The sequence below is a fragment of the Aeromonas sp. ASNIH7 genome (genome assembly GCF_002903485.1).
Taxonomy (GTDB): Bacteria; Pseudomonadota; Gammaproteobacteria; order Enterobacterales; family Aeromonadaceae; genus Aeromonas; species Aeromonas caviae.
In genome coordinates this window covers 1,536,235-1,560,418 of sequence record NZ_CP026226.1, presented here as the reverse complement: position 1 = coordinate 1,560,418, position 24,184 = coordinate 1,536,235, and the positions used below count along the sequence as shown (strand labels likewise).

Here is a 24,184-nt window from a genome sequence, read left to right as displayed (position 1 = left end):
TCTGGCCATGATGGCCCCACCGTTTCCTGGTGGGCACTTTTATACCGCGGTACCTGCGAAGCGGGCCCGCGCATTGCGGCGTGGTTGCTATGTTTCTGTTCCGGATTGATCTGGCCCGCATGAAGTGGCGCCTTGGTTGTGCCTTGCTGGTGTTGGCCCTGCCCCTGGTGGTGGGAGGGTGGATGGTGCACGACAGCTACGAGCAGGAGCTGAAGAACGATGCCAGCGCGTCAGCCAGCAAGGCCAGAACCTTGCTGGAGCGCATGCTGGATCAGGCCGAGCGGGCCAACCTCGAGGTATTGCCGCTGGCCGGTCGACCTTGCAGCGACAACCTGCTGCTGCTGCGCAAGCGGGTGGCGCTGGAGCCGTTCCTGCGCTCCATCAATCTGGTGCGACAGGGGATCATCAACTGCACCTCGCTGTTCGGGCCTGCCAGGGAAGTGGATGACGGCTCCCGCTACACGGATCGCAAGTTGCTGCTGATGAGCGGCAACCTGGTGCGCAAGAATCACCCCTTGCTGGTGGTGCGTCAGGAGCGGGGGCGTGATGCGGCACTGAGCGCCATTGACAGCAGTCAGCTCAGTTTCATGCTTACCCTGAGCAGCGATCCCAGCGAGCTGTTCTTGCAGGTGGGGTCCGCCTGGCTCGATGAGTCCGGCCACTTCCAAAGCGATCCGCCGAAACTGCACAGCAAGTTTGCCCTGATACTCGCCTCCCAGCGTTACCCCTTCACCATCCACGCCGGTTATGCCATGCCGATCTACTGGCGTGCCCTGTGGGAGGCTCGCCATCTGCAACTGATCTGGCTGGGAGTCAGTTCGCTGGTGCTCTCACTGCTGGTGTGGTGGCTGCTTGGGCGGCCGGGGGCCCTGACGGACGAGCTGAGGCGCGGGCTGCGAGCCAAGGAATTTGTCCCCTATCTGCAACCGCTGATCGCCAGCAAGGGCGGCAAGATGGTGGGAGCCGAGGTACTGATGCGCTGGCAACATGCCACCGAGGGGCTGATCCGCCCCGATCTCTTCATCCCCCAGGCGGAAGAGTCTGGCCTGATCGTGCCCATGACGGTCAACCTGATGAAGACGGTGGCCAAGACACTCCACCCGGTACAGGAGCAGCTGCCCGAGGCATTTCACATCAGCTTCAACATCAGTGCCATCCACTGCCGGGACCTCTCCCTGGTGGCGGAGTGCCGCGACTTCCTCGGCCATTTCGTGCCGGGACGGGTGGTGCTGGTGCTGGAGCTCACGGAGCGGGAGCTGCTGGTGACCAGCCCGCAGACCCTCTCCCTGTTTCGCCAGCTCGACGAGATGGGGGTGCAGCTCGCCATCGATGACTTTGGCACCGGCCACTCCAGCCTCATCTATCTGCAGCAATTCCACGTGGACTATCTCAAGATCGACCGCTCCTTCATCGGCCGTATCGGGACGGAGTCCCTCTCCGAGCACATCGTGGACAACGTCATCGACCTTGGGGGACGGCTGGGGTTGTCCCTGGTGGCCGAAGGGGTGGAGACGGAGCAGCAGGCCGCCTATCTGAGAGGCAAGGGGGTCCAGTATCTGCAGGGATACCTGTTTGCCCGCCCCATGCCGATACGCCAGTTCTGCCGGGAGCTGACGGCGGGAGAGATACAGGTCGCCGCCGGGCGCACCGCCCAGGGCTAGGCCGCGCCCACCAGGCTGTGCAGCCAGTTCACCAGGATGTCGTGGGGGCTGCCGGGTTCGGGTGGCGCGGGGGCGAGGAGGTGATAGCCGGTGCCGTCGGGGACGAAGCCGAGCGGTGCCACCAGCAGACCGGCCTCGATATCGTCGCACACCTGGCGGTAGGGGCCGATGGCGACTCCCAGCCCGGCGACTGCCGCCTGCAGGCTGAAATAGAAGTGCTCGAAGGTCTGACCCGGCACCTCCTCGTTGGCGGGCATGCCTGCGTGCTGCTGCCACTCCAACCAGGCGCCCGGACGGGTCTTGGTGTGCAGACGGGGGGCCGTTGGCCTGAGGGCCTGCACATCCCCCCTGGATTCAAAGAAGTGCGCCACCTTGCCCGGCGGGCAGACAGGGCCGGTCCGCTCTTCGAACAGCAACTGGTTGTAGAGCTCGGCAGGCCAGTGAAAGTCGTTGCGCCGGATGGCGAGATCGATGCCGCTGCCAAAGCTGAGGGCGCCACCGCCCGTCATCAGGTGTACGTCCAGCTCCGGGTGCAGAGCCTGGAAGGCGGGCCAGCGCGGGATCAGCCAGCGCATAAGGAGGGTGGGTTCGCAGGAGAGCACCAGCGACTGGGGACGGCTCTGCTGGCGCAGGGCCTGCGCCGTCTGGCGGATGCTGCCCAACCCCTCTCTGACCGCCTGATAGAACCGTTCACCCGCGTCGGTCAGAAAGACCCGGCGCTGGCGCCGCTCGAACAGCATGACCCCTAGATCCTCCTCGAGCAGTCGTACCGCCCGGCTGATGGCGCCATGGGTGAGATGCAGTTCATCGGCGGCGCGGCCGAAATGCTCGGTGCGGGCAGCCACCTCGAAACAGCGCAGGGCGGTGAGGGAGGGAAGCGAGAGGGCTTTTTGTGAGTTTTTTTCACCATTCATGTCAGAAATCATCGTTCGTTATTGGTGTTATTGGCAAATAAAATAGCCGATATCCTCTCTAATCAGGACTCTTTTCATGACCGAACTGTTAGCCGTAGTGGCCATTACCCTCTTTGCCGTCATCAGCCCCGGGCCCGACTTTGCCATGGTGTCGCGCAACAGCCTGCTGCTCTCGCGCCGCACCGGCGTGCTGACGGCGATCGGCATCGCGGCCGGGGTCTGCGTGCACGTGGCCTACACCCTGCTGGGGGTGGGCCTGCTGATCCAGCAATCCCTCTGGCTGTTCAACCTCATCAAGCTGGCGGGGGCCGCCTATCTCATCTTCCTCGGCATCAAGATGCTGCGGGCCAAACCGGCTGCCGATGAAGAGCGCATCTGTCAGCCTGCCCTCTCCAGCCTGGGGGCGCTGCGCACCGGATTTTTGACCAATGTGCTCAATCCCAAGACCACCATCTTCATCGTCAGCCTCTTCATGCAGGTGGTGCAGCCGCAGACGCCGCTGGCGGTCCAGATCGGCTATGGCGCCTTCATCGCGCTGGCGCACGCCCTCTGGTTTGGTGCGGTGGCGCTCTTCTTCTCCACCCCTGCGGTGCGGGACCGACTGCTGGCGGTACGCCACTGGATCGATCGGGTGTTCGGGGGCCTGCTGGTGGGATTCGGCATGTTGCTGGCATTGACCCAGCAAACGCGCTGAGGCGGGGAGGGGCGCTCCCCCTATCCACCCCCGACTGTAGGGTCTTGTTTTTCATGCCTTGGCAGCCACTTTTCGGTAGAATTGGCGCTCATTTTGAAGTCAGATGAGGCGCGGTATGACGGTCAGGTTCCAGGCATTTCACAGCATCAAGGCGATTGGCAATCGGGAGGTGCTGTTCAACTGGTCCAGAACCAACCCCCTCGGCGCCCTTGATCAGGTGTGGCGCCCGACGACCCGTGACGAGCTGCAGCAACTGCTGCGGGAATACCCCGAGCGCAAGCTGCGGCTCATCGGCTCCGGCCTCTCTTTCGAACCCATCCACAGCGTCTACGCGGAAGGCAGCCAGGCGCTGCTGGTGGACCTGCACCACCTGCGCGGCCAGCTGGACAAGACTGCCGATACGGTGACCTACCTGGCGGGGACGCCGCTTGATACCGTCTATGCCGACCTCATCGCCATGGATCGCATGCTGCCGGCATCCCCCGGCGTCATCGGCATCCAGACCCTGGGCGGTGCGCTCAGCACCGGCACCCATGGGCAGGGACTGCACCAGTCCGCCCTGTGCGATGCGGTGGCTGCCCTGACCGTGATGCTGGCGAGCGGCGACATCATCCGTGTGGAGCGCACCGATCCGCGCTTCGGCGCCTTCGTGATGGGCATGGGGATGCTCGGTATCCTGCTGGATGTGACCCTCAACACCGTGCCCAACCGCATCATGCGCTGCACCAAGTTCACCACCGACTACCCCTTCCTGCTGGAACACAACGAGCGCCTCAACCGGGAGCACGTCTTCGTGAAGAGCTGGTGGTTCGCCTGGACCGGCGAGAGCCACATCTGGCTGGTGGATCCCGCCTCCGATGACGAGGTGGCCCGCTACCGCGCTGGGGGCAGCGAGCCGCTGGTGCTGGAGGGAGACATGGATGAGCGCATGAACCTGGCGCTCAATGCCACCATAGACGCGACCCTGCAGAAGATGGCCAGAGACACCAAGGACGAGGCCAGAGCAGGCGAGCACTTCGAGACGGTACGCCGCTTCAAGGACGCCTCGGATCTGGTGGGCAACGTCTACCAGATCCTCTGCAAGGGAATTCCTGCTCCCCAGATCAACTGCGAGGTGGCCGTGCCCCTCGAACGCATGGAGGAGGCCCTTGCAATCCTGCAGGCATGGCAGGAGGCGAACCCCGGCGTGCTGCACTACCCCTTCATCCTGCGCTGCACCGGTCCCTCCGTGGCGTGGCTCAGTGCCGCCCATGACAAGTCGGTGTGCTGGATAGGTTTTCTGGTCTATCTGGCGGCGGACGGGACCTTTGTCGGGGGCTCCATGGAGCAGATGCGCGAGTTGCAGCAACTGCTGGTGCCCCTCGGCGGCATTCCCCATTTCGGCAAGCACCTGGCGATGGACCTCTACGACTTCCCGGCCCTGTTGCCGCGCTGGCACGACTTCCTGGCCCTGAAGCGGGAGCTTGACCCCCATGGCCGTTTCGAAAACCGCTGGCTCGGCGACCTGTTCGCCAACCGGTAAGGATCTGACATGACCGATATGCAAGACACTCGCTTACTCATCCTCCTGCCGATCAGAGGGGGGGCAACCCGATGACAGACATGCAAGACACCCGCATCCCCGTGACCCTGCTGACCGGCTTTCTCGGCAGCGGCAAGACCACCTTGCTCAACCACTGGGTCAAGCAGCCCGAGCTCGGGGAGTGCGCCGTGCTCATCAACGAGTTCGGCTCCGTGGGGCTGGATCACCATCTGGTACAGCAGGTGGACGAGCAGGTGGTGCTGCTCGATTCCGGCTGCATCTGCTGCTCGGTGCAGGGATCCCTGGTGGAGGCGCTGCAGGGGCTCTTCATGAAAGCCATCCAGCGCAAAATCAAACCCTTCAAACGGCTGATCATCGAAACCACGGGTCTGGCCGATCCGGCCCCCGTGCTGTTCACGTTGAGGGAAGAGGGCTTTATCGCCCAGCGCTACCGCTTCGACGGCACCGTCACCGTAGTGGATGCCGGTCATATCGAGCAGCAGCTTGCGGCTCAATATGAGGCGGTCAAACAGGTGGCGCTGGCGGATCTGCTGGTGGTGAGCAAGGGCGATCTGGTGGATGAAGAGACCCTTGCTCGGGTGGAAGCCCAACTGGCGACCCTCAATCCGGCAGCTCCCATCCAGCGGGTCAGCAATGGCGTGCTCTCACCCGCGGTGCTGGAGAAGCTCGGCGCCTACAACGAGGCGGCGGGGCGCGACGTGCGCCAGTTGCTGGCCTGGCTGCGTACCGAATCCCCGAAACAGGGGCTGGCTTCGCCCATGCAGCCGAAGATGACGCCGTTTGCCGCCAAGGTGGGGACGGCCGCGCCCACCCGCTTCGAGCACGGCAATATCGAAAGTTTCTCCCTGCGCATCGGCGAGCCGCTCAAGCCCTCCCGCCTGCTGGCCGCCATCGATGCGGTGCAGGCGCAATACGGTGATGCCCTGCTGCGTCTCAAGGGGATATTGCAACTTGAAGGGGAGAGCCAGCCAGTGGTGATCCACGGGGTGCACGGCCAGCTCTATCCGTTGCAGGCGCTGGGGGAGTGGCCCGAAGGCAAGGCCCAGTCCCGGCTGGTGTTCATCGTGAAGAGCCAGGACAGGGTAGGCATAGAGCAGTTGTTCCTCTCAACCCTCAAGGCCCCCGAACCCAGCCTGGAAGAGCACCTCAAGGCCATGCTCGGCCAGCCGGATGCCTGATATGCTGATATGACCCGCGCTCGTGCGGGTCTTTTCTTATGTGATGAGGAGAGACAGAACCATGCCTGACAGCTCCCCGATGGTGACGCCCGCCCAGCGCAAATGGCTGCCCTGGCTGACGGCGGTCGGTTTTTTCATGCAGACCCTGGATGGCACCATCCTCAACACCGCCCTGCCCAGCATGGCCGAGGCCCTGGGCGAGAGTCCGCTGCAGATGCAGTCCGTCATCATCGCCTACATGCTGACGGTGGCCCTGCTCATTCCCGCCTCCGGCTGGCTGGCGGACAGATTCGGCACCCGCCGGGTCTATCTGGTCGCCATCCTGCTGTTTACCCTGGGTTCCCTGGCCTGTGCCATCGCCAACACTCTGCCCATGCTGGTGATCGCCCGGGTGTTGCAAGGGGTCGGGGGGCCTTGCTGATGCCCATCGGGCGTCTGGCGGTGCTGCGGGTCTACAGCAAGCATGAGCTGCTGAGGGTGATGTCGTTCGTCACCATCCCCGGTCTGCTCGGCCCCCTCATCGGCCCGGCCCTGGGGGGCTGGCTGGTGGAGGTGGCGAGCTGGCACTGGGTCTTCCTCATCAACCTGCCGGTGGGCTTGCTCGGCTTCGTGGCGAGCTGGCACTTCATGCCCGACCTTCGCCAGCACACCGCCAGGTTTGACTGGCAGGGGTTTGTGCTGTTCAGTGTCGGCATGGTGCTGGTATCCGTCGGTCTGCAAGGCCTGGGGGAGCATAGCATCTCAACCGGCTGGGCCCTGTTTGCGGTATTGTTCGGCCTGGCCGCCATGGCGAGCTACTGGCTCTATGCCGCCACGGCGGAGCAGCCCCTGTTCAGTCTGGCGCTGTTCAAGACGTCCACCTTCGCCATCGGTATCTGGGGCAATCTGTTTGCCCGCCTCGGCAGCGGCGCCATGCCGTTTCTCACCCCGCTCTTCCTGCAACTGGGGCTCGGCTTCTCCCCGAGCAAGGCGGGGATGACCATGATCCCCACGGTGATCGGCGCCATGCTGACCAAGACGCTGGTGAACAAGCTCATTCCGCGCATCGGTTATCGCCGCATCCTGATCGGCAACACCCTGGCGCTCGGGGCCATGATCGCGAGCTTCTATTTCATCGACAACCAGGTGCCCCACGGCGTACTGCTGGTGTGGCTGGCGGTCTTTGGCGCCATCAACTCCCTGCAATTTTCCGCCATGAACACCCTGACCCTGCAGGATCTCAGCAGCGAGCACGCCAGCAGCGGCAACGGTCTGCTGTCGGTGGTGATGCAGCTCTCCATGAGCCTGGGGGTGGCCATCGCCGCCAGCCTGCTGGGGCTCTTCTCCATCGGCCAGCCCGAGGAGAGTGGCCGCTGGCTGGAGGGGTTCCACCTCACCTATCTGTGCATCGGTCTGATGTCCATGCTGGCGGCGCTGATCTTCGCCCAGCTGGCGCGGGAAAAGCGCTGAGTCCCAGGCTCAGGGGGCGGGCAGGTAGCTCACGTCGCAGGGCAATCGGGCCAGCAGTCCGGCCAGGTGGGTGGTCTCCAGCAGGAAAGTCTGCTCGGGGTGGCCCGGCGTCCAGGTAAAGGCGTGGTGATTCATGAGCACGGGATCCACCAGCAGGGGGATGTCGGCGCGGGGCAGGAAGGGGCAGACGGCTCCCGGCAGGCAGCCAATCTCGGTCTGCATCTCGTCGGCGGTGCAGATGGAGGGTTTGGCACCGAGCGCCGCCTTGACCGCCTTGCTGTCGAGCCGGCCGTCCCTGTGGGTCAGCAGCAGGGCGAAGCGACCATCCTTGAATTTGAGGAAAAGGGTCTTGCTGAACTCGGCCTGCCAGCCGAGGCGAGCCTTGACCCGCTCGTCGGTGGCGTAATCGAGGATGGGTTCGTGCTCGAAGTGCTGGTGGGGTAGGCCGGTGAGCAACTGACGGTTGAAGTCGTGAATGGCATCGAGTGGCATGGGGTTCTCCTGTGATGGCGGTCATCCTGCCACTTGCACCGGCGCAGGCCCAATCACTGTTTCTTATCCGTCATCAGCGGAGTCATCAACAAGGACACCCGAGTGTGCCCTTGTTGTTCAGTGATGCTGCAATTCGCCCGCTTTCCAGTGGAAGGGAATGGGGTCAAGGCGCTGGGAGGCTTTGTTGTAACCTGCCCACAGCTCACCGATGGTGCGACCATCGATGGGATGGCGGAATGTGGGAGCCAGCTCCGCCAGCGGCCAGAGCACGAAGGCGTTGGTGAGGATCTCGCCGCGGGGCAGCACCAGCGGTGTCTCGCAGACCAGCTCGCCGTAGAGCAGCAGATCGAGATCCAGGGTGCGCGGGGCGAACTTCTTGGCATCCGGCTCGCGGCCGTGAGCGAACTCCATGGCGCGCAGGCGCTGGCACAGGGTCGCCAGGGGCAGCTCGGTATCGGCACCCACCACCAGGTTGTAGAAGGGGCGGCCGTTGAAGCCCACCGCCTCGCTTTCGAATACCCTGGAGACCTGCAACTCGCCGAATTCGGCGTGCAGGGCATCGAGGCCGGCGCGGATATGGCGTTCCCGATCGATGTTGGATCCCAGACTGATATAGATGCGGGTCATCAGTTGGCGCTCGCAGCCGGCGTGCGATGGCGCAGGATCTCGACCCCGACGCCTGCCGCATTGGGCACGGCACCCGGTTTGGTCAGGGTCACCTTGACCCACTGTACCCGCTCGTCTTCCAGCACCAGGGCGGCGACCTGCTCGGCCATGGTCTCGACCAGCTCCACTATCTTGCCCTGGGCGTGATCACAGATCTTGCGAGAGAGGGTGGCGTAATCCAGCGCCAGATTGATATCGTCGGTTGCGGCGGCTGGGCGGTTGTCAAACCCCATGTCGAGGTCGAAACAGAGCTTCTGGCGAATGCCCTTCTCCCACTCATATACCCCTATGGTGGTCAAAACCTCGAGTCCGCGAATAAACACCTTGTCCATGACAGTACTTCTTCTTTACTCTTGATGGGCTGTGAAAACAGCGCAGGGATGCAGGCCCGGCAAGCAGATTGCCGCTGGCGGCCGGTTTGGGCGACACGCTTTCGGGCAAGCCCGGGCCTGGGAATGTGGCCCGCATCATACCCCATTCATATCGTGGTAAAAACGACCAAGATGACGGCCCTGACGATTTTGATGATTATTCTGGCCTATCTGGGCGGCTCGCTGTCCAGTGCCGTGCTGGTTTCCCGCATCACGGGTCTGCCGGATCCCCGTGACCATGGTTCCCACAACCCGGGGGCGACCAATGTGTTGCGCCTCGGCGGCCGGATGGCGGCGCTGATCGTACTGCTTCTCGATGTGCTCAAGGGGATGGCCCCCGTCTACCTCGCCTGGTATCTGCAGATCAAGCCCGTCTACCTCGGCTTTATCGGGGTGGCCGCCTGTCTGGGCCACATGTACCCCCTCTTCTTCCACTTCCGTGGTGGCAAGGGCGTCGCCACCGCCCTCGGCACCATGTTGCCCATTGGGTTTGCCATGGGGGGCGCCGTCATCACCACCTGGCTGCTGGTGCTGCTGGTGAGCGGCTATTCGTCACTGGCGTCCATCGTGACCGTGTTGCTGACTCCGCTCTTTACCTATCTGCTCAAACCGGAATACACGTTGCCGGTCTCCCTGCTCTCCTGTCTCATCCTGATCCGTCATCACGAGAATATTACCCGCCTGCTCAAGGGGGAGGAGTCCCGCCTCTGGGGGCGCCGGGGAGCGGTCCCACCAGCAGAAGTGATGAAAATGGATGATGCTGCGCAAAAAAGAGACGAACGAGACGAAAAGTGAAATTTCCCGTTGACCACCTGCCCTAAAATCCGTTTAATAGCGCCCACGCCCAGATAGCTCAGTCGGTAGAGCAGGGGATTGAAAATCCCCGTGTCGGCGGTTCGATTCCGTCTCTGGGCACCATATTTTGGTGCCATGAAATAAAAACGTGTTCATGCACAATGGTTTGAAGTGTGCCGGCTTAGCTCAGTAGGTAGAGCAACTGACTTGTAATCAGTAGGTCACCAGTTCGATTCCGGTAGCCGGCACCATTTGCCCAGATAGCTCAGTCGGTAGAGCAGGGGATTGAAAATCCCCGTGTCGGCGGTTCGATTCCGTCTCTGGGCACCACGAATAATTCCTCCTTAGCTCAGTCGGTAGAGCGACGGACTGTTAATCCGCAGGTCGCTGGTTCGAGCCCAGCAGGAGGAGCCAATTAAAAAGCCCAGCAGCAATGCTGGGCTTTTTCTTTTCCCGTTGTCCCCGTCCTGAATATGGCTTATACCTTCTTCCCCGAATAGATGGAGATCTCGATGGGACAAGGTGTGAAACGCACACAGCGCGATTACTCACTGAGGTTTAAATTGTCCCTGGTCGAGCAGATTGAAAAAGGTGAACTCACCTACCAGTAGACACAATTCCAATATGGCATTCAGGGCAATTCGACCATTCTGGTATGGTTGCATAAGCATGGTCTGCAGGGTTGGAGCCAGGGAGCATCGATTAGAGCTGGCAGGATCACATCATGCCTGATCCCGACAACCAAATGTCTGAACAGCGTATCAAGGAGCTCGAGTAGCTGGCGCTGATGAGCCTGGAGGCTCAGTTCTTTGAAGGCGCCTCAATCGTAAAAAACGACCTGGTAAGCTCTCTCGCAGCGGTATGTCGAAAAGCTGACCATCTTCAGTGCTTGCTGGTTCCTCGGAATAAACCGTTAGGCTGACTACAATCGCAATCGGGTCGCCGACCTGCGTCATGCACAAGGGCAGCAGGTAGTGAGCTTTGTGCGCAAAGTTCACTACGGGTGGGCATCCACAAGTAGCATTATCTGCTGCAGGGCCAAGACGATGCTGGGCTGACGGTCTGGTGGGACAGACTGTTTAGGATATTGGCCGAGCACCGTCTGTTGGTGCAGCCCAAACGGGCCTATCACAAGACGCTCCACAGTTTTCAGCGTTTCTATCGCCATCCCAACTTGCTCAAACCCGGCCCGGTGAAAATCACTGCGGTGGCGCCAGGGCAGGTCTTGGTTGCCGACATCACTTACCTGCCGGCAAAGAGCGGGCCACTCTACCTGAGCCTGGTGACGGATGCCTTCTCGCGTAAGATAGCGGGGCATCACGTGCACGAAGGGATGCATGCTGAGTTGGTTGTGATGGCGCAGAGCACTGAAGCAACGGCGTGGCAGCGGGGAGTTTATCCATCACTCGGACGGCAGGGTGCAGTATTGCTCAGGCTTGAATCAGACGCTGTATGAACGGTACGGAGTACAGTACTCGATGACTGATGGGTATGACTGTTATCAGAATGCGCTGGCAGAGCGGGTGAACGGGATACTGAAAGGAGAGTTGCTGTAGCAAAGCCCGTAGGACCTGGTGTAGACGAGGAAGATGGTGCATAAGGTGGTGGGTAGTTATAACCTAGAATGATCGCATTAGGCCTCGCAATGCAGAATCCCCGATGCGGTACATCGGGTTCTGAGTGCCAGAAGTTAACTGAAAACATGTAAACGGACTTCAGGATTTCAGGCCCGCTCTTCGGTCAGGGGGCTGACACTCAGCACGGGGGCGGCATCGATGCCGTCGGCATTCATCATGGCGGAGATGCGTTGCAGGGAAGAGAGCAACAACCCCTGCTCCCAGTTCTCCAGCGCCTGAAAGCGTTGAATGAAACTCTCCTGCAAGGGGGTCGGAGCCTGGGCAAGCAGGGCGCGTCCCGCGTCGGTGAGCGTCGCATGCACCTTGCGTTTGTCGGTTTCGCTGCGAATGCGCTGCACCAGCTGGCGGCTCTCCAGTCGGTCCATGATGGTGGTGGCGGTGGCCTGGCTCATGTTGGTGTGATCTGCCAACTGGCGCATGGAGATCTGGCCAAGCTCGTCGATACCCTTGAGCAGCAGGAGCTGGGGCGAGGTCAGGCCGGCTTCCTTGATCAAGCGCTTGGAGTGCATGTCGATGGCACGGATGATCTGGCGCAGGGCGATCAGCACTTCATCATGTTTTTCCATGGGGTCTGGGTCATCGCAGGGCTGTGGAGAGGCGCGAAATTCTCCGCCTAATCCATAACAAGGTCAATATGGTTTTTGATGTAATGATTTCAGCTCTAATGAATGTTGTGTTAGGTTATCGGACAATTGCCCCATTCCAACCCGATATTTGAGGAGTGAAATCATGCATGACGACCTGGATATCAAGTCCCTGGTTGCCGATCTGCGCGTGGTCAGAGTTCGCTATGAACTGCCGGATACCGCGGCATTTGTGCGTTATCAACCTGCTTATGACGAGGACCCCAACAACCTCAAGGTACACCACTACGATGGCGAGCTGCCGCTCTCTTGCAGCAACACAGGTTCTTTCAGTCTAAAGGAGTTGGTCAATGAGCTGCGCTATGCCTATGTGCTGGTTCACCTCTTCCCCGACGAGAGTGCCATGAACTTTTATCTGGCGGGTCTGGACAATGGGCTGGCACAGCTGGAGTTCATCGGTGGCTCCTATGACTTCAACCGCCTCTGGATAACCAGCGGTGTCTCCAATCTGGGGGTGCCCATGGCTATCTTCCTTGGCAAACGCCACGCAGTGAACGGTCAGCCGTCGGTGACCCTGGTGGATCACCGTGAGCAGGTGGCAGGTCGTCTGGCCTATCGCGCCATCGGCGGTGCCGGCGATCACGTGGGTGAAGACTTTTTCAACAACGACTAAGGAGGCCCGATGCGAGCAACCAAAGGGCTTTTGAAAGGCCTCAATCCCACCATGGCCATGACGGCCCTCACCGTCGTGACCCTCTTCCTGCTGTTCGGCGTCTTTGATCCGGATACCGCAGGCACCTGGTTTACCGGGGCCAAGGACACCATCATTGCTGGCTTCAAGTGGTATTACATCCTGGTGGTCGCCCTGTTCCTGTTCTTCGCCGTCTACCTGATGTTCAGCCGCTTTGGCAGCATCCGGCTGGGCGACGACGACCAGGTACCGGAGTTTGGCTACTTTGCCTGGTTCTCCATGCTGTTCAGCGCAGGCATGGGCATAGGCCTGGTGTTCTGGAGCATCGCCGAGCCCATGTATCACCTGCAGGGCAACCCCTTCATCACCGAAGGCATGACGCCGGAAGCGGCCCAGATCGCCATGCGCCTCACCTTCTTCCACTGGGGTCTGCACCCCTGGGCCATCTATGTGATCGTCGGCCTGTCGCTGGCCTTCTTCAGCTACCGGCGCAAGTTGCCGCTGGCCATCCGCTCCGTGCTCTACCCCATTCTTGGCGATCGCATCTACGGCTTCTGGGGCCATGCCGCCGACGTGCTGGCGGTGTTCGGTACCGTGTTCGGGGTGGCGACCTCCCTTGGGCTGGGCGTCTCCCAGATGAACACCGGCCTCAACCAGATGTTCGGGATGGGCGTGTCACAAGCGAACCAGCTCTGGCTCATCGGTGGCATCAGCCTGATTGCCACCCTGTCGGCCATCTCCGGTGTCGGGCGCGGGGTGAAGATCCTCTCCGAACTCAATATCTGGTTGAGCGTGTTCGTGCTTGGCCTCTTCCTGGTGCTGGGGCCAACCACCTACATCCTCAACGCCTATGTGCAGAACATCGGTGATTACCTGCAGAACATCGTCAAGCTGAGCTTCTGGACCAATACCGAAGCCAACGGTACCTCGGCCTGGCAGTCTAGCTGGACAGCATTTTACTGGGGCTGGTGGATTGCGTGGGCACCCTTTGTCGGCATGTTCATCGCCCGCATCTCCAAGGGACGCACGATTCGTGAATTCGTGCTCGGTGTCCTGCTGGTGCCCTCCCTGCTCGGCATGCTCTGGCTCACCGTGTTCGGCGGGACTGCCATGAACCTGGAGCTGTTCGGTGGCGGCGGCGTGGTGGAAGCGGTCAATCAGGATGTCACCATGGCGCTCTACAAGACGGTGGAACTGCTGCACTGGGAGACCTTCGGCTGGATTGCCAAGGGGGTGCTGACCCTGCTTATCTGCGCCTACTTCATCACCTCCAGCGACTCTGGCACGCTCGTGATTACGACGCTGCTCTCCATCGGCGATCAGGATCCCCCGGTGCTGCACCGCGCCATCTGGGGACTGGGGCAGGGGCTGGTCGCGGCCATTCTGCTGGTCTCCGGCGGGCTTGCCGCCCTGCAGGCCGCCAGCATCATCGCCGCGCTGCCCTTCTCGGTCATCATGCTGGCCATGTGCTATTCCCTGATGCAGGGGCTCAAACAGGAGAGCCAGCACCAGTTCGAATACAGGCAGAAGCTCAAGCGCCATCCGGGGTCGGTCAATCTGAGCCTGATGGATCGCATCGGTCCGGGCTGATGACAGGTTCGGTCAAACGAAAGGGGAACCTCGCGGTTCCCCTTTTTCATGCCTGTTCGGCGGTCGGTAGCTACAGCATCTGCTTGAGTCGATAGAGCAGGTCAAGGGCCTGTCGCGGGGTCAGCTCGTCCGGGCGAACTGCTGCCAGCTTCTCCACCACAGGATGGGGTTGCGGGGCGAGAGTGACCGGAGCCGGACGGCTTTCGCCGGCGGCGACCGGAGTGGCACTCTCCAGCTCATGCAGCTTGTGGCGGGCCTGGTGGATCACCGATTTCGGCACCCCGGCCAGTGCGGCAACCTGCAGGCCGTAGGAGCGGCTGGCCGCGCCTTCCTGTACTGCGTGCATGAAGGCGATGGTGTCGCCGTGCTCCACCGCATCCAGGTGGACGTTGGCCAGCCCGCTCATCAGCTCGGGCAGGCGGGTCAGCTCGAAGTAGTGGGTGGCGAACAGGGTGTAGGCGCCAATCTTGCTTGCCAGCTGCTCGGCGCAGGCCCACGCCAGGGAGAGGCCGTCGTAGGTGCTGGTGCCGCGGCCAATCTCGTCCATCAGCACCAGACTGCGGGCGGTGGCGTTGTTGAGGATATTGGCAGTCTCGGTCATCTCCACCATAAAGGTGGAGCGGCCGGAGGCGAGATCATCCGACGCTCCGATGCGGGTGAAGATGCGGTCGATGGGGCCGATGCGGGCGCTGTCGGCGGGCACGAATGCGCCGATATGGGCCAGCAGCACGATGAGCGCGGTCTGGCGCATGTAAGTGGATTTACCGCCCATGTTGGGGCCGGTGATGATCAGCATCCGCCGCTCCCGCTCCAGCCGTATCGGGTTGGCGATAAAGGGGTCGGTCATCACCTGCTCCACCACCGGATGGCGGCCCGCCTCGATGAGGATCTGATCCTCGTCGATGAGTGTGGGGCAGCGATAGTCGAGGGTCTCTGCCCGCTCCGCCAGGTTGGCCAGCACGTCCAGCTCCGCCAGTGCGGCAGCAGACTCCTGCAGATCGCCCAGATGCGGCAGCAGGGCGTCGAGCAGCTCTTCATAGAGACGTTTTTCCAGCGCCAGCGCCTGGGCCTGGGCGGTGAGCACCTTGTCCTCGTACTTCTTCAGCTCATCGATGATGTAGCGCTCGTTGTTTTTCAGCGTCTGGCGGCGGATGTAGTGGGCCGGCACCAGGTGGCTGTTGGCGCGGCTCACCTCGATGTAGAAGCCGTGCACCTTGTTGTAGCCCACCTTGAGGGTGTTGATGCCGGTGAGCGCCTTCTCCCGCTCCTCGATGCGGGCCAGGCTGGCGGTGGCGCCATTGGCCAGATCCCGCAGCTCGTCCAGCTCCTGATTGAACCCTTCACGGATGACGCCGCCATCGCGGATGAGCACCGGCGGCACCTCCATCACGGCACGCTCCAGCAGGTCCAGCAGCTCGGGGAAGGTGCTGGCCCGCTCGCGCAGCTGCTGCACCGCCTCGTGCTCGCTCTCCGCCAGCAGCCGCTGCAACTCGGGCAGCTGAGCGAAAGCCTGCCGCAGCCGGGTGAGATCGCGCGGGCGGGCACTGCGCAGGGCGAGGCGCGCCAGCACCCGCTCCACATCGCCGACCTGGCGCAGCAAACCGCCCAGCTCGTCATAGAGGTTCTGCTCGATGAGCTCCTTGATGGTGCTCTGGCGACCTTTGAGGATCACCCGATCGCGGATCGGCTGGTGGATCCAGCGCTTGAGCAGGCGGCTGCCCATCGGCGTGGCGGTGCAATCGAGCACGGCGGAGAGGGTGTTGTCGTGACCGCCGGCCAGATTCTGGGTCAGCTCCAGATTGCGGCGGGTGGCGGCATCCATGATGACCGCATGATCGGGCTGCTCCAGGCGCACGCTGCGAATGTGGGGCAGGGCGGTGCGCTGGGTGTCTTTCACGTACTGCATCAGGCAGCCGGCGGCGCACAGGGCGGTCTCGCTCTGCTCGACCCCAAAGCCCACCAGATCCTGGGTGCCGAACTGCTGGCACAAGAGCTTGCGGGCGGTGCCGAGCTCGAACTCCCACTCCGGGCGGCGGCGCAGACCGCGGCGACCCTCGACATGGTGCAGGAAGGCGAACGATTCGGGGTAGAGGAGCTCCGCCGGATTGGTGCGTTGCAGCTCCGCCAGCAGGGTCTCTTCTTTCTCGAACTGGTTGATGAAGAAGCGGCCGGAGCCGATGTCCATGGTGCCGTAACCGAAGCGGCGGCCATCGTGGTAGACGGCGGCGATCAGGTTGTCCTGCCGCTCGCTGAGCAGCGCCTCGTCGGAGACGGTACCCGGGGTGATGATGCGAATGACCTTGCGCTCCACCGGCCCCTTGCTGGTGGCGGGGTCCCCCACCTGCTCGCAGATGGCGGCCGATTCGCCGAGCTGTACCAGCTTGGCGAGATACCCCTCGATGGCGTGATAGGGCACCCCGGCCATCGGGATGGGGCTGCCGGCCGACTGGCCGCGCTTGGTCAGGGAGATGTCGAGCAGCTGGGAGGCCTTGCGGGCGTCGTCGTAGAAGAGCTCGTAGAAGTCACCCATGCGATAAAACAGCAGGATCTCCGGGTTCTCGGCCTTGAGGGTCAGATACTGCTGCATCATGGGGGTATGGGCGCTCAAGTTGGCGCCTGGCGCTTGGTATTGTGCTGTCATGTGCTATTCCAGAAGGTGCTCTTGCGGGCAAACGTCTGCCGTCATGGGTCTGAATCTGGGGGCCATTCTACATGCTCGAGGCAAGATGGTGAGGAGGAATCTCCGTCTTGGGGGCAAAGCTGGCGTCCCGTCGCGGATCTGTGCATCCGGCTGATGCTGACCAGAGTGGCCTGGGGGGAGCCTGGCCCAGAAGAGGCATGGGGGAGGAGAAATAGCATCCCCGCACGGATACGGGGATGGGAGAGATGGGGAGAGTGTCACCCTCAGTACATGGCTTCGTCGCCGCTCAGCATCTCGTGCAGTTTGGCTTTCTGCTCGGGCGTCAGCACCCGGCTCACCTCGAACAGGTAGTGGGCGCGATGGTAGCGGGCCTCGGCCTGTACGTCGCTGATGGTCTGCAACTGCTTTCTCGCCGCCACTTCATCCCATTTGCCGGATTTGATCATGTTGGCGATGACGTCCTGGCCGATTGCGTCGAGCTTGATTGAGCCCAGCTCCCTGGTGGCCTGCTCGCGCAGCCCCTGGATCTGCTCCACCTGCGCGCTGGAGAGGTTCAGCTCCTGGGCCAGGGTGGTCTCGCTCTGCAGCTCGGCGGTGCCCTCGGTGGCAAAGGCATGGGTGGCGATACACATTGCGAGGGCTGTCATGGCGACGTTGAACGGATGCTTCATCCGGCTTTCTCCTTGGTCTGATGGGATGGATACCGCATGCATGGCGGTGTTGGAGCATGATAATGAGCAGCCATGTACTGGAGCTTAAGCGACGACAACTTGCTGACGCAGTGGCCCCGGGGTCGGTTGCCCGAGGGGCGGGGCAACTGCATAATGAGCGCCATATTTCGCCTGGAAGAGGCCGGAAGAGGACGCGATGATGGGACTTGAAGCAGAGATCTCCCGCTTATCCCGGGAACTGGGCGAGGCATTGCTGGCCAGAGGCTGGCTGGCCGCCACGGCGGAATCCTGCACCGGTGGCGGGGTTGCCACTGCCATCACGGATACTGCCGGCAGCTCGGCCTGGTTCGATCGCGGTTTCGTGACCTACACCAACGAAGCCAAACAGCAGATGCTCGGCGTCAGCATCGACAGCCTGTTGCGCCACGGCGCCGTCAGCGAACCCGTGGTGCTGGAGATGACCCGGGGCTGCCTGGCTCGCTCCGATGCGGGTATCTGCGTGGCCATCAGCGGTATCGCCGGGCCTGGTGGTGGCAGCGAGGAGAAACCGGTCGGCACTGTCTGGTTTGCCTGGGCAGATCGTACCGGTCGTCACCACTCCCTGCTCGCACGTTTCGATGGGGATCGCCATCAGGTGCGCCAGCAGGCGGTCAGACAGGCCTTGTCCGGACTCCTGGCACTGCTCAAATAAATTGGGCTTGATACTGTATGCATAAACAGTATACTTAGCCCAACTTCACTTCTTACTCACGATTCCCAGCGGAGATTGGCATGGATCAGAACAAACAGAAGGCACTGGCGGCTGCGCTGGGCCAGATCGAAAAGCAGTTTGGCAAAGGCTCCATCATGCGTCTGGGCGACAGCAAGACCATGGATATCGAAGCCATCTCCACCGGCTCCCTCTCTCTGGACGTGGCGCTGGGGATCGGTGGTCTGCCGTGCGGTCGTATCGTCGAGATCTACGGTCCGGAATCCTCCGGTAAAACTACGCTGACCCTGCAGGTGATCGCCGAAGCCCAGAAGAAGGGCAAGACCTGTGCCTTCGTCGATGCGGAGCACGCACTGGATCCTATCTATGCCGCCAAGCTGGGCGTCAACGTCGACGACCTGCTCATCTCCCAGCCGGATACCGGTGAACAGGCACTGGAGATTTGCGACATGCTGGTGCGCTCCAATGCCGTCGACGTCATCATCGTCGACTCCGTGGCGGCCCTGACCCCGAAAGCGGAAATCGAAGGCGAAATGGGTGACTCCCACGTCGGCCTGCAGGCTCGTCTGATGTCCCAGGCGCTGCGTAAATTGACCGCCAACATCAAGAACGCCAACTGCCTGTGTATCTTCATCAACCAGATCCGGATGAAGATTGGCGTCATGTTCGGCAGCCCGGAGACCACCACCGGTGGTAACGCGCTCAAGTTCTACGCCTCCGTGCGCCTGGACATCCGTCGTACCGGCGCCATCAAGGAGGGTGACGAAGTGGTCGGTAACGAGACCCGCGTCAAGGTCGTCAAGAACAAGGTGGCGCCACCCTTCAAGCAGGCTGAGTTCCAGATCTTCTATGGTGCCGGTATCTCCAAGGAGGGCGAACTGGTGGATCTCGGCGTCAAGCACAAGCTGATCGACAAGGCGGGCGCCTGGTACAGCTACAACGGCGAGAAGATCGGCCAGGGCAAAGCCAACGTGATGAAGCTCTTCTCCGAAAACAAGGCACTGGCTGCCGAGGTGGAAGTGAAGCTGCGCGAGCTGCTGCTCTCCGGCGCCGCGCCGGTGGAAGAGAAGGCCACGGCTGCCGAATACGACGAGTTTGAAGCTGAAAACGAACAAGAGTTCGAATAAGGAATGAGGAAAGGCCGGGTTGATACCCGGCCTTGTTGTTTATGGCGGATGAATCTGTGAACGGAACGGGCGAGCCCGTCGAATTGACCTTTGAAGAGCAGCTGGCGGCCGCCCGTGCCTACGCCATGCGCAGTCTGGCCCGTCGCGAAAGTGCCGAGTCGGATCTGGCCAGACGCCTGCGTCAGAAGGGATTCGAGGAGGAGGTGGTCGCCGTTGTACTCGACCATTGCCGTGGCTATGGCTGGGTCAATGACGATCGTTACGGTGCCATGGCGGTGCGGGCTGGTGCGGCCAAAGGCCATGGTCCGCTCAGGATCCGCTTCGACCTGCGCCGCAAGGGGCTGGATGACACCCAGATCGAGGCTGCCCTGGATCAACCCGAGCTCGATTGGTTCGAACTGGCGCTTGCGTTGTTGTCGCGTCGGGCAAAGGCGACCGACCTTGCCGACTTCAAACTGCGCATGAAGTGGCTCAAATATCTGATGGGGCGTGGTTTTACCCAGGAACAAGCCCGTTACGCCCTCTCAGCCATGCAAGGCGAGCAATAGTGGCGCACCGAGGCTGGACCTATGGGCAGGATTCCCCTTGGTGTGCGGTGCGGCTGGTGGGGAATATCAGCCCTTCGCCAGGTCTGTCGATGGCGGCCCTGTGGTCGAGCGAGGCATCCCGAAGCCCCCCTGTTGCGACGTGCTTGTGGGTGCTGCTGTCAAACGCTGGCCCCTTGGGGGCTATTTCACCCGTCAAGGGTCCCCACGTTTTACTTTACCCTGCAGAAAACTTACATTAATGCGGTTAAAAGTTCGTATTCGAATCAAGCAGGATTTTCCATGTACATGTCCACGTCAGAGATTCGCGCTGCGTTTCTCGAGTATTTCCGCACTCAGGGACACCAGGTTGTCTCTTCCAGCTCGCTGGTACCGCACAACGATCCGACCCTGCTGTTCACCAACGCAGGGATGAACCAGTTCAAGGACGTGTTCCTTGGCGCCGACAAGCGTGCCTATCACCGTGCCACCACGGCCCAGCGTTGCGTGCGGGCTGGCGGCAAGCACAATGACCTGGAAAACGTCGGCTATACCGCCCGTCACCATACCTTCTTCGAGATGCTGGGCAACTTCAGCTTCGGTGACTACTTCAAACAGGACGCTATCCGGTTTGCATGGGAATTCCTGACCGGTACCCTCAAGCTGCCCAAAGAGCGCCTGTTGGTGACCGTCTACGCGACTGACGACGAAGCCTTCGACATCTGGGAAAAAGAGGTCGGCGTGCCGGCCGATCGCATCGTGCGCATCGGTGACAACAAGGGTGCTCCTTATGCATCCGACAACTTCTGGGCCATGGGCGATACCGGCCCATGTGGTCCCTGCACAGAGATCTTCTACGACCACGGCGATCACATCTGGGGTGGCCCTCCCGGTTCACCGGAAGAGGATGGCGACCGCTTCATCGAGATCTGGAACGTGGTCTTCATGCAGTTCAACCGTCAGGCTGACGGCACCATGGAGCCGCTGCCCCGTCCGTCCGTGGATACCGGCATGGGTCTGGAGCGTATCTCCGCCATCATGCAGGGGGTGCACTCCAACTATGAGATCGACATCTTCCAGGCGTTGATCAAGAAGGCGGCCGAGATTGTCGGCACCACGGATCTGAGCAACCAGTCCCTGCGCGTCATCGCGGACCACATCCGTTCCTGCGCCTTCCTGGTGGCTGACGGTGTCATGCCCTCCAATGAAGGTCGCGGCTACGTGCTGCGCCGCATCATCCGCCGCGCCGTGCGTCACGGCCGCAAGCTGGGTGCTACCGACGTCTTCTTCTACAAGCTGGCTGCCGAGCTGGCCGTGCAGATGAAGGATGTGGCGGCGGAACTGATCGCCCAGCTGTCGCTGGTCGAGCGAGTGCTGCGCATCGAGGAGGAGCAGTTCGTCCGCACGCTGGACAGAGGTCTGCTGCTGCTGGAAGACGTCCTGGCCAACCTCGGTGATGCCAAGGTTATCCCGGGTGAAGTGGTGTTCAAGCTCTATGACACTTACGGCTTCCCGGCCGACCTGACCGCCGATGTGGTGCGCGAGCGCGAGATCGGCATCGACGAAGAGGGCTTCAAGGCCGAGATGGAGAAGCAGCGCGCCCGCGCGAAAGAGGCTTCCAGTTTCGGCGTGAACTACAACGACGTGCTGAAGCTCGATTTCGAGACCCCCTTTACCGGTTACAAACAGCTGAGCCAGAACACCCAGGTGGTCGGTATCTACAAGGATGGTGTCGAGGTCAATGGCCTTATCGCCGGTGAAGAGGCAGTGATCGTGCTGGCGGAGACCCCCTTCTATGCGGAGTCCGGCGGTCAGGTGGGTGACAGCGGAATCCTCAAGGTGGATGACGGCATCTTCGCCGTCACCGACACCCAGAAAGCGGGCAAGGCGATCATCCACAAGGGCTATCTGGAACTGGGTACCCTGGAGAAGGGAGCCGAGGTCGAGGCCGTGGTCGATGGCGACCGTCGTCAGGCCATCGCCCTTAACCACTCCGTGACTCACCTGCTGCACGCTGCCTTGCGCCAGGCGCTGGGTGAGCACGTGACCCAGAAAGGATCCCTGGTGGGCGCCGAGCGCATGCGCTTCGACTTCTCCCACTTCGAAGGGCTGACCATGGCGACCATTCGCCGGATCGAGGAGCTCGTCAACGCCCAGATCCGTGCCAACCACGAGGTGGCCACCCAGCTGATGGGGCTGGAAGAGGCCAAGTCAGCCGGTGCCATGGCGCTGTTTGGCGAGAAATATGAAGACGATGTGCGTGTGGTACGCATGGGCGACTACTCCACCGAGCTGTGCGGCGGTACTCATGCCAAGCGCACCGGTGACATCGGCTTCTTCAAGATCATCGCCGAGAGCGGCATCGCGGCTGGCGTGCGCCGTATCGAAGCGGTCACCGGCAAGAGCGCCATCGATCTGATGCACCAGCTGGGTGAACAGATCGAAGAGGCTGCCGCGTTGGTGAAGGGCGATCAGTTCTCCATCGCCGACAAGGTTCGTCAGGTACTGGACAAGGCCAAGATGATGGAGCGCGAGCTGGAACAGCTCAAGGCCAAGCTGGCGGCGCAGGCGGGTAACGACCTGCTGAGCCAGGTCATCGACATCAATGGCCAGAAGGTGCTGGTTGCCGCCCTGGAAGGGGTCGACCCCAAATCCCTGCGCGGCATGCTGGACGAGCTGAAGAACCAGATGAAATCCGGTGTCGTGCTGCTGGCAACCAGCAGTGATGGCAAGGTCAACCTGATCGCGGGCGTGACCAATGACCTGACCGGCAAAGTCAAAGCTGGTGAGCTGGTCAATCTGGTGGCCCAGCAGGTGGGTGGCAAGGGCGGTGGTCGTCCCGACATGGCACAGGCGGGTGGTACCCAGCCTGAGGCGGTGCCGGCGGCGCTGCAATCCGTTCACTCCTGGCTGGAAGAGCGCCTGTAAGCGGGCGAGGTGATCTGTGGCACTCTATGTACAGAAGTACGGTGGCACCTCGGTCGGCACGCTTGAGCGGATCGAGGCAGTTGCTGAGCGGGTTCAACTGACCCGTGCCCAGGGACATGACGTGGTGGTGGTGGTCTCCGCCATGTCGGGCGAAACCAACCGGTTGCTGGGCATGGCCCAGCAGCTGGACCAGGATGCCAACCGGCGCGAGATGGATGTGCTGATCTCCACCGGTGAGCAGGTCACTATTGCACTGCTGGCGATTGCGCTCAACAAGCGCGGTTGCCCCGCAGTCTCGATGACCGGTGATCAGGTCCGCATCCACACCGACTCCGCCTATGGCAAGGCGCGCATCACCCGTATCGACACCGAGCAGGTGGAAGCCGCACTCGGTGCCGGCAAGGTGGTGGTGATCGCCGGTTTCCAGGGGCGCGATGAGCACAATGCCATCACTACCCTGGGCCGAGGGGGGTCGGATACCACCGCGGTGGCCGTGGCTGCGGCCATCAAGGCCGATGAGTGCCAGATCTTTACCGATGTGGACGGGGTGTATACCACGGATCCGCGCATCGAGCCCAAGGCGCGTCGCCTCGATACCATCACCTTCGAGGAGATGCTCGAGATGGCGAGTCTCGGAGCCAAGGTGTTGCAGATCCGTTCGGTCGAGTTCGCGGGCAAGTACCGCGTGCCGCTAAGGGTGCTGTCGAGTTTCGTCGACGGAGAGGGAACCTTAATCACATATGGAGGTGAGAGGATGGAAGCACCCCTGGTATCCGGCATTGCGTTCAATCGCAACGAGGCCAGCCTGACCATTCTGGGTGTGCCGGACAGGCCGACCGTGGCCGCGCAGATCCTGAATCCGATCAGCGACGCCAACATAGATGTCGACATGATAGTGCAGAACACCATGGGGGATGGTACCGCCGACTTCACCTTCACGGTGAATCGCGATGATTATCGCCGGGCCCGCGCCTTGCTGGAGGAGACCGCCAGCGAGCTGGGGGCCGCCTGCGTGCAGGGCAACGGAGAGATCGCCAAGGTCTCCATCGTCGGGGTCGGCATGTGGAATCATCCTGGTGTAGCGCGCACCATGTTCAAGGTATTGGGTGAGGAAGGGATCAACATGCAGCTGATCTCCACCTCTGAAATCAAGATATCCGTGGTGATTGACGAGAAGTACCTGGAGCTGGCCGTGCGTTCGTTGCACTCGGCGTTCGGGTTGGATCAAGAGCCTCATGAGCAGCCCTTGGGAAACAATCCCTGATTGATTTAGTTTCAACCATTTACCATATCGGTATCTTTGTAAGATAATGGCGCAT

At 61.7% G+C, this 24,184-nt stretch carries 19 protein-coding genes, 4 tRNA genes and 2 pseudogenes; 18 read left to right on the top strand and 7 right to left on the bottom strand.

Annotated features, from left to right (window positions below; genetic code table 11):
• The first annotated feature begins 89 nt into the window (after positions 1–89).
• Positions 90–1,661 carry an EAL domain-containing protein gene (locus C2U47_RS07315; RefSeq protein WP_042864865.1) on the top strand — a complete coding sequence of 524 codons (1,572 nt, stop codon included), beginning with the start codon at positions 90–92 and terminating at the stop codon, positions 1,659–1,661.
• Here the strand turns inward: C2U47_RS07315 and C2U47_RS07310 are convergent.
• Complete coding sequence (locus tag C2U47_RS07310; protein WP_103261546.1) at positions 1,658–2,575, bottom strand: LysR family transcriptional regulator; 918 nt, start codon at positions 2,573–2,575, stop codon at positions 1,658–1,660. The two genes, C2U47_RS07315 and C2U47_RS07310, sit on opposite strands and share 4 nt — an antisense overlap.
• 76 nt (positions 2,576–2,651) lie before the next feature.
• Here C2U47_RS07310 and C2U47_RS07305 point away from each other — a divergent pair, with 76 nt between their 5' ends.
• From C2U47_RS07305 to mdtD, 4 genes and pseudogenes are all read left to right on the top strand, one after another.
• The gene (locus C2U47_RS07305) at positions 2,652–3,269 is read left to right on the top strand and encodes a LysE family transporter (protein WP_103261545.1); all 618 of its coding nucleotides are present in this window, start codon (positions 2,652–2,654) and stop codon (positions 3,267–3,269) included.
• Positions 3,270–3,384: 115 nt separating this feature from the next.
• Positions 3,385–4,791, top strand: a complete 1,407-nt coding sequence (locus C2U47_RS07300) for a D-arabinono-1,4-lactone oxidase (RefSeq protein ID WP_103261544.1) — start codon at positions 3,385–3,387, stop codon at positions 4,789–4,791.
• Between the two features lie 71 nt (positions 4,792–4,862).
• Positions 4,863–5,990, top strand: a complete 1,128-nt coding sequence (locus C2U47_RS07295; RefSeq protein WP_069785561.1) for a CobW family GTP-binding protein — start codon at positions 4,863–4,865, stop codon at positions 5,988–5,990.
• Between the two features lie 61 nt (positions 5,991–6,051).
• Positions 6,052–7,439: pseudogene (gene mdtD, locus C2U47_RS07290) on the top strand (multidrug transporter subunit MdtD).
• A 9-nt stretch (positions 7,440–7,448) separates the two neighbouring features.
• On the opposite strand, the gene C2U47_RS07285 reads toward mdtD, so the two are convergent.
• From C2U47_RS07285 to folB, 3 genes are all read right to left on the bottom strand, one after another.
• Positions 7,449–7,931: a YbaK/EbsC family protein gene (locus C2U47_RS07285; RefSeq protein WP_048208541.1), complete on the bottom strand. Its 483-nt coding sequence runs from the start codon at positions 7,929–7,931 to the stop codon at positions 7,449–7,451.
• 117 nt (positions 7,932–8,048) lie between these two features.
• Positions 8,049–8,558 carry a 2-amino-4-hydroxy-6-hydroxymethyldihydropteridine diphosphokinase gene (folK, locus tag C2U47_RS07280; protein WP_039040929.1) on the bottom strand — a complete coding sequence of 170 codons (510 nt, stop codon included), beginning with the start codon at positions 8,556–8,558 and terminating at the stop codon, positions 8,049–8,051.
• Positions 8,558–8,929, bottom strand: a complete 372-nt coding sequence (folB, locus tag C2U47_RS07275) for a dihydroneopterin aldolase (RefSeq protein ID WP_069785562.1) — start codon at positions 8,927–8,929, stop codon at positions 8,558–8,560. Before folB ends, folK begins: the two co-directional genes overlap by 1 nt.
• 171 nt (positions 8,930–9,100) lie before the next feature.
• Here folB and plsY point away from each other — a divergent pair, with 171 nt between their 5' ends.
• From plsY to C2U47_RS23740, 6 genes and pseudogenes are all read left to right on the top strand, one after another.
• On the top strand, positions 9,101–9,763 hold the full coding sequence (gene plsY / locus C2U47_RS07270) for a glycerol-3-phosphate 1-O-acyltransferase PlsY (RefSeq protein WP_029314836.1): 663 nt from the start codon (positions 9,101–9,103) through the stop codon (positions 9,761–9,763).
• A gap of 47 nt (positions 9,764–9,810) precedes the next feature.
• A tRNA-Phe gene (locus C2U47_RS07265) sits at positions 9,811–9,886 on the top strand.
• 52 nt (positions 9,887–9,938) lie between these two features.
• Positions 9,939–10,014: transfer RNA gene (locus tag C2U47_RS07260), tRNA-Thr, on the top strand.
• 3 nt (positions 10,015–10,017) lie between these two features.
• A tRNA-Phe gene (locus tag C2U47_RS07255) sits at positions 10,018–10,093 on the top strand.
• An 8-nt stretch (positions 10,094–10,101) separates the two neighbouring features.
• Positions 10,102–10,177, top strand: a tRNA-Asn gene (locus tag C2U47_RS07250).
• Positions 10,178–10,275: 98 nt separating this feature from the next.
• Positions 10,276–11,316: pseudogene (locus C2U47_RS23740) on the top strand (IS3 family transposase); the annotation flags it as partial.
• Between the two features lie 170 nt (positions 11,317–11,486).
• On the opposite strand, the gene C2U47_RS07240 reads toward C2U47_RS23740, so the two are convergent.
• Entirely contained in the window at positions 11,487–11,966 is a 480-nt protein-coding gene (locus C2U47_RS07240) for a MarR family winged helix-turn-helix transcriptional regulator (RefSeq protein WP_010672813.1), read from the bottom strand.
• A 163-nt stretch (positions 11,967–12,129) separates the two neighbouring features.
• Between C2U47_RS07240 and C2U47_RS07235 the strand changes: the two genes are divergently transcribed.
• Both C2U47_RS07235 and C2U47_RS07230 read left to right on the top strand, forming a co-directional pair.
• On the top strand, positions 12,130–12,657 hold the full coding sequence (locus C2U47_RS07235; RefSeq protein WP_010672814.1) for a hypothetical protein: 528 nt from the start codon (positions 12,130–12,132) through the stop codon (positions 12,655–12,657).
• A gap of 9 nt (positions 12,658–12,666) precedes the next feature.
• On the top strand, positions 12,667–14,265 hold the full coding sequence (locus C2U47_RS07230; protein ID WP_069784987.1) for a BCCT family transporter: 1,599 nt from the start codon (positions 12,667–12,669) through the stop codon (positions 14,263–14,265).
• Between the two features lie 70 nt (positions 14,266–14,335).
• Here C2U47_RS07230 and mutS read toward each other — a convergent pair whose 3' ends face one another.
• Both mutS and C2U47_RS07220 read right to left on the bottom strand, forming a co-directional pair.
• Positions 14,336–16,906 carry a DNA mismatch repair protein MutS gene (gene mutS / locus C2U47_RS07225; protein ID WP_069784988.1) on the bottom strand — a complete coding sequence of 857 codons (2,571 nt, stop codon included), beginning with the start codon at positions 16,904–16,906 and terminating at the stop codon, positions 14,336–14,338.
• A gap of 263 nt (positions 16,907–17,169) precedes the next feature.
• A complete protein-coding gene (locus C2U47_RS07220; RefSeq protein WP_069784989.1) occupies positions 17,170–17,577 on the bottom strand; it encodes a Spy/CpxP family protein refolding chaperone in 408 nt (135 codons plus the stop codon).
• Positions 17,578–17,776: 199 nt separating this feature from the next.
• Here C2U47_RS07220 and pncC point away from each other — a divergent pair, with 199 nt between their 5' ends.
• The 5 genes from pncC to C2U47_RS07195 all read left to right on the top strand — a co-directional run bounded on the left by pncC (position 17,777) and on the right by C2U47_RS07195 (position 24,129).
• Positions 17,777–18,268, top strand: a complete 492-nt coding sequence (gene pncC, locus C2U47_RS07215; RefSeq protein ID WP_029313644.1) for a nicotinamide-nucleotide amidase — start codon at positions 17,777–17,779, stop codon at positions 18,266–18,268.
• Between the two features lie 80 nt (positions 18,269–18,348).
• Positions 18,349–19,413, top strand: a complete 1,065-nt coding sequence (gene recA, locus C2U47_RS07210; protein WP_010672819.1) for a recombinase RecA — start codon at positions 18,349–18,351, stop codon at positions 19,411–19,413.
• A 41-nt stretch (positions 19,414–19,454) separates the two neighbouring features.
• Entirely contained in the window at positions 19,455–19,961 is a 507-nt protein-coding gene (locus C2U47_RS07205) for a regulatory protein RecX (protein WP_042864479.1), read from the top strand.
• Between the two features lie 279 nt (positions 19,962–20,240).
• The gene (alaS, locus tag C2U47_RS07200; protein ID WP_042864478.1) at positions 20,241–22,865 is read left to right on the top strand and encodes an alanine--tRNA ligase; all 2,625 of its coding nucleotides are present in this window, start codon (positions 20,241–20,243) and stop codon (positions 22,863–22,865) included.
• Between the two features lie 16 nt (positions 22,866–22,881).
• The gene (locus C2U47_RS07195) at positions 22,882–24,129 is read left to right on the top strand and encodes an aspartate kinase (RefSeq protein WP_010672822.1); all 1,248 of its coding nucleotides are present in this window, start codon (positions 22,882–22,884) and stop codon (positions 24,127–24,129) included.
• Positions 24,130–24,184: the final 55 nt, after the last annotated feature.

Bases quoted from the DNA above. Each gene is read 5' to 3' on its own strand.
- C2U47_RS07315 (WP_042864865.1), top strand. From the start codon at position 90: ATGTTTCTGTTCCGGATTGATCTGGCCCGCATGAAGTGGCGCCTTGGT.
- C2U47_RS07310 (WP_103261546.1), bottom strand. From the start codon at position 2,575: ATGAATGGTGAAAAAAACTCACAAAAAGCCCTCTCGCTTCCCTCCCTC.
- C2U47_RS07305 (WP_103261545.1), top strand. From the start codon at position 2,652: ATGACCGAACTGTTAGCCGTAGTGGCCATTACCCTCTTTGCCGTCATC.
- C2U47_RS07300 (WP_103261544.1), top strand. From the start codon at position 3,385: ATGACGGTCAGGTTCCAGGCATTTCACAGCATCAAGGCGATTGGCAAT.
- C2U47_RS07295 (WP_069785561.1), top strand. From the start codon at position 4,863: ATGACAGACATGCAAGACACCCGCATCCCCGTGACCCTGCTGACCGGC.
- C2U47_RS07285 (WP_048208541.1), bottom strand. From the start codon at position 7,931: ATGCCACTCGATGCCATTCACGACTTCAACCGTCAGTTGCTCACCGGC.
- folK (WP_039040929.1), bottom strand. From the start codon at position 8,558: ATGACCCGCATCTATATCAGTCTGGGATCCAACATCGATCGGGAACGC.
- folB (WP_069785562.1), bottom strand. From the start codon at position 8,929: ATGGACAAGGTGTTTATTCGCGGACTCGAGGTTTTGACCACCATAGGG.
- plsY (WP_029314836.1), top strand. From the start codon at position 9,101: ATGACGGCCCTGACGATTTTGATGATTATTCTGGCCTATCTGGGCGGC.
- C2U47_RS07240 (WP_010672813.1), bottom strand. From the start codon at position 11,966: ATGGAAAAACATGATGAAGTGCTGATCGCCCTGCGCCAGATCATCCGT.
- C2U47_RS07235 (WP_010672814.1), top strand. From the start codon at position 12,130: ATGCATGACGACCTGGATATCAAGTCCCTGGTTGCCGATCTGCGCGTG.
- C2U47_RS07230 (WP_069784987.1), top strand. From the start codon at position 12,667: ATGCGAGCAACCAAAGGGCTTTTGAAAGGCCTCAATCCCACCATGGCC.
- mutS (WP_069784988.1), bottom strand. From the start codon at position 16,906: ATGACAGCACAATACCAAGCGCCAGGCGCCAACTTGAGCGCCCATACC.
- C2U47_RS07220 (WP_069784989.1), bottom strand. From the start codon at position 17,577: ATGAAGCATCCGTTCAACGTCGCCATGACAGCCCTCGCAATGTGTATC.
- pncC (WP_029313644.1), top strand. From the start codon at position 17,777: ATGGGACTTGAAGCAGAGATCTCCCGCTTATCCCGGGAACTGGGCGAG.
- recA (WP_010672819.1), top strand. From the start codon at position 18,349: ATGGATCAGAACAAACAGAAGGCACTGGCGGCTGCGCTGGGCCAGATC.
- C2U47_RS07205 (WP_042864479.1), top strand. From the start codon at position 19,455: ATGGCGGATGAATCTGTGAACGGAACGGGCGAGCCCGTCGAATTGACC.
- alaS (WP_042864478.1), top strand. From the start codon at position 20,241: ATGTACATGTCCACGTCAGAGATTCGCGCTGCGTTTCTCGAGTATTTC.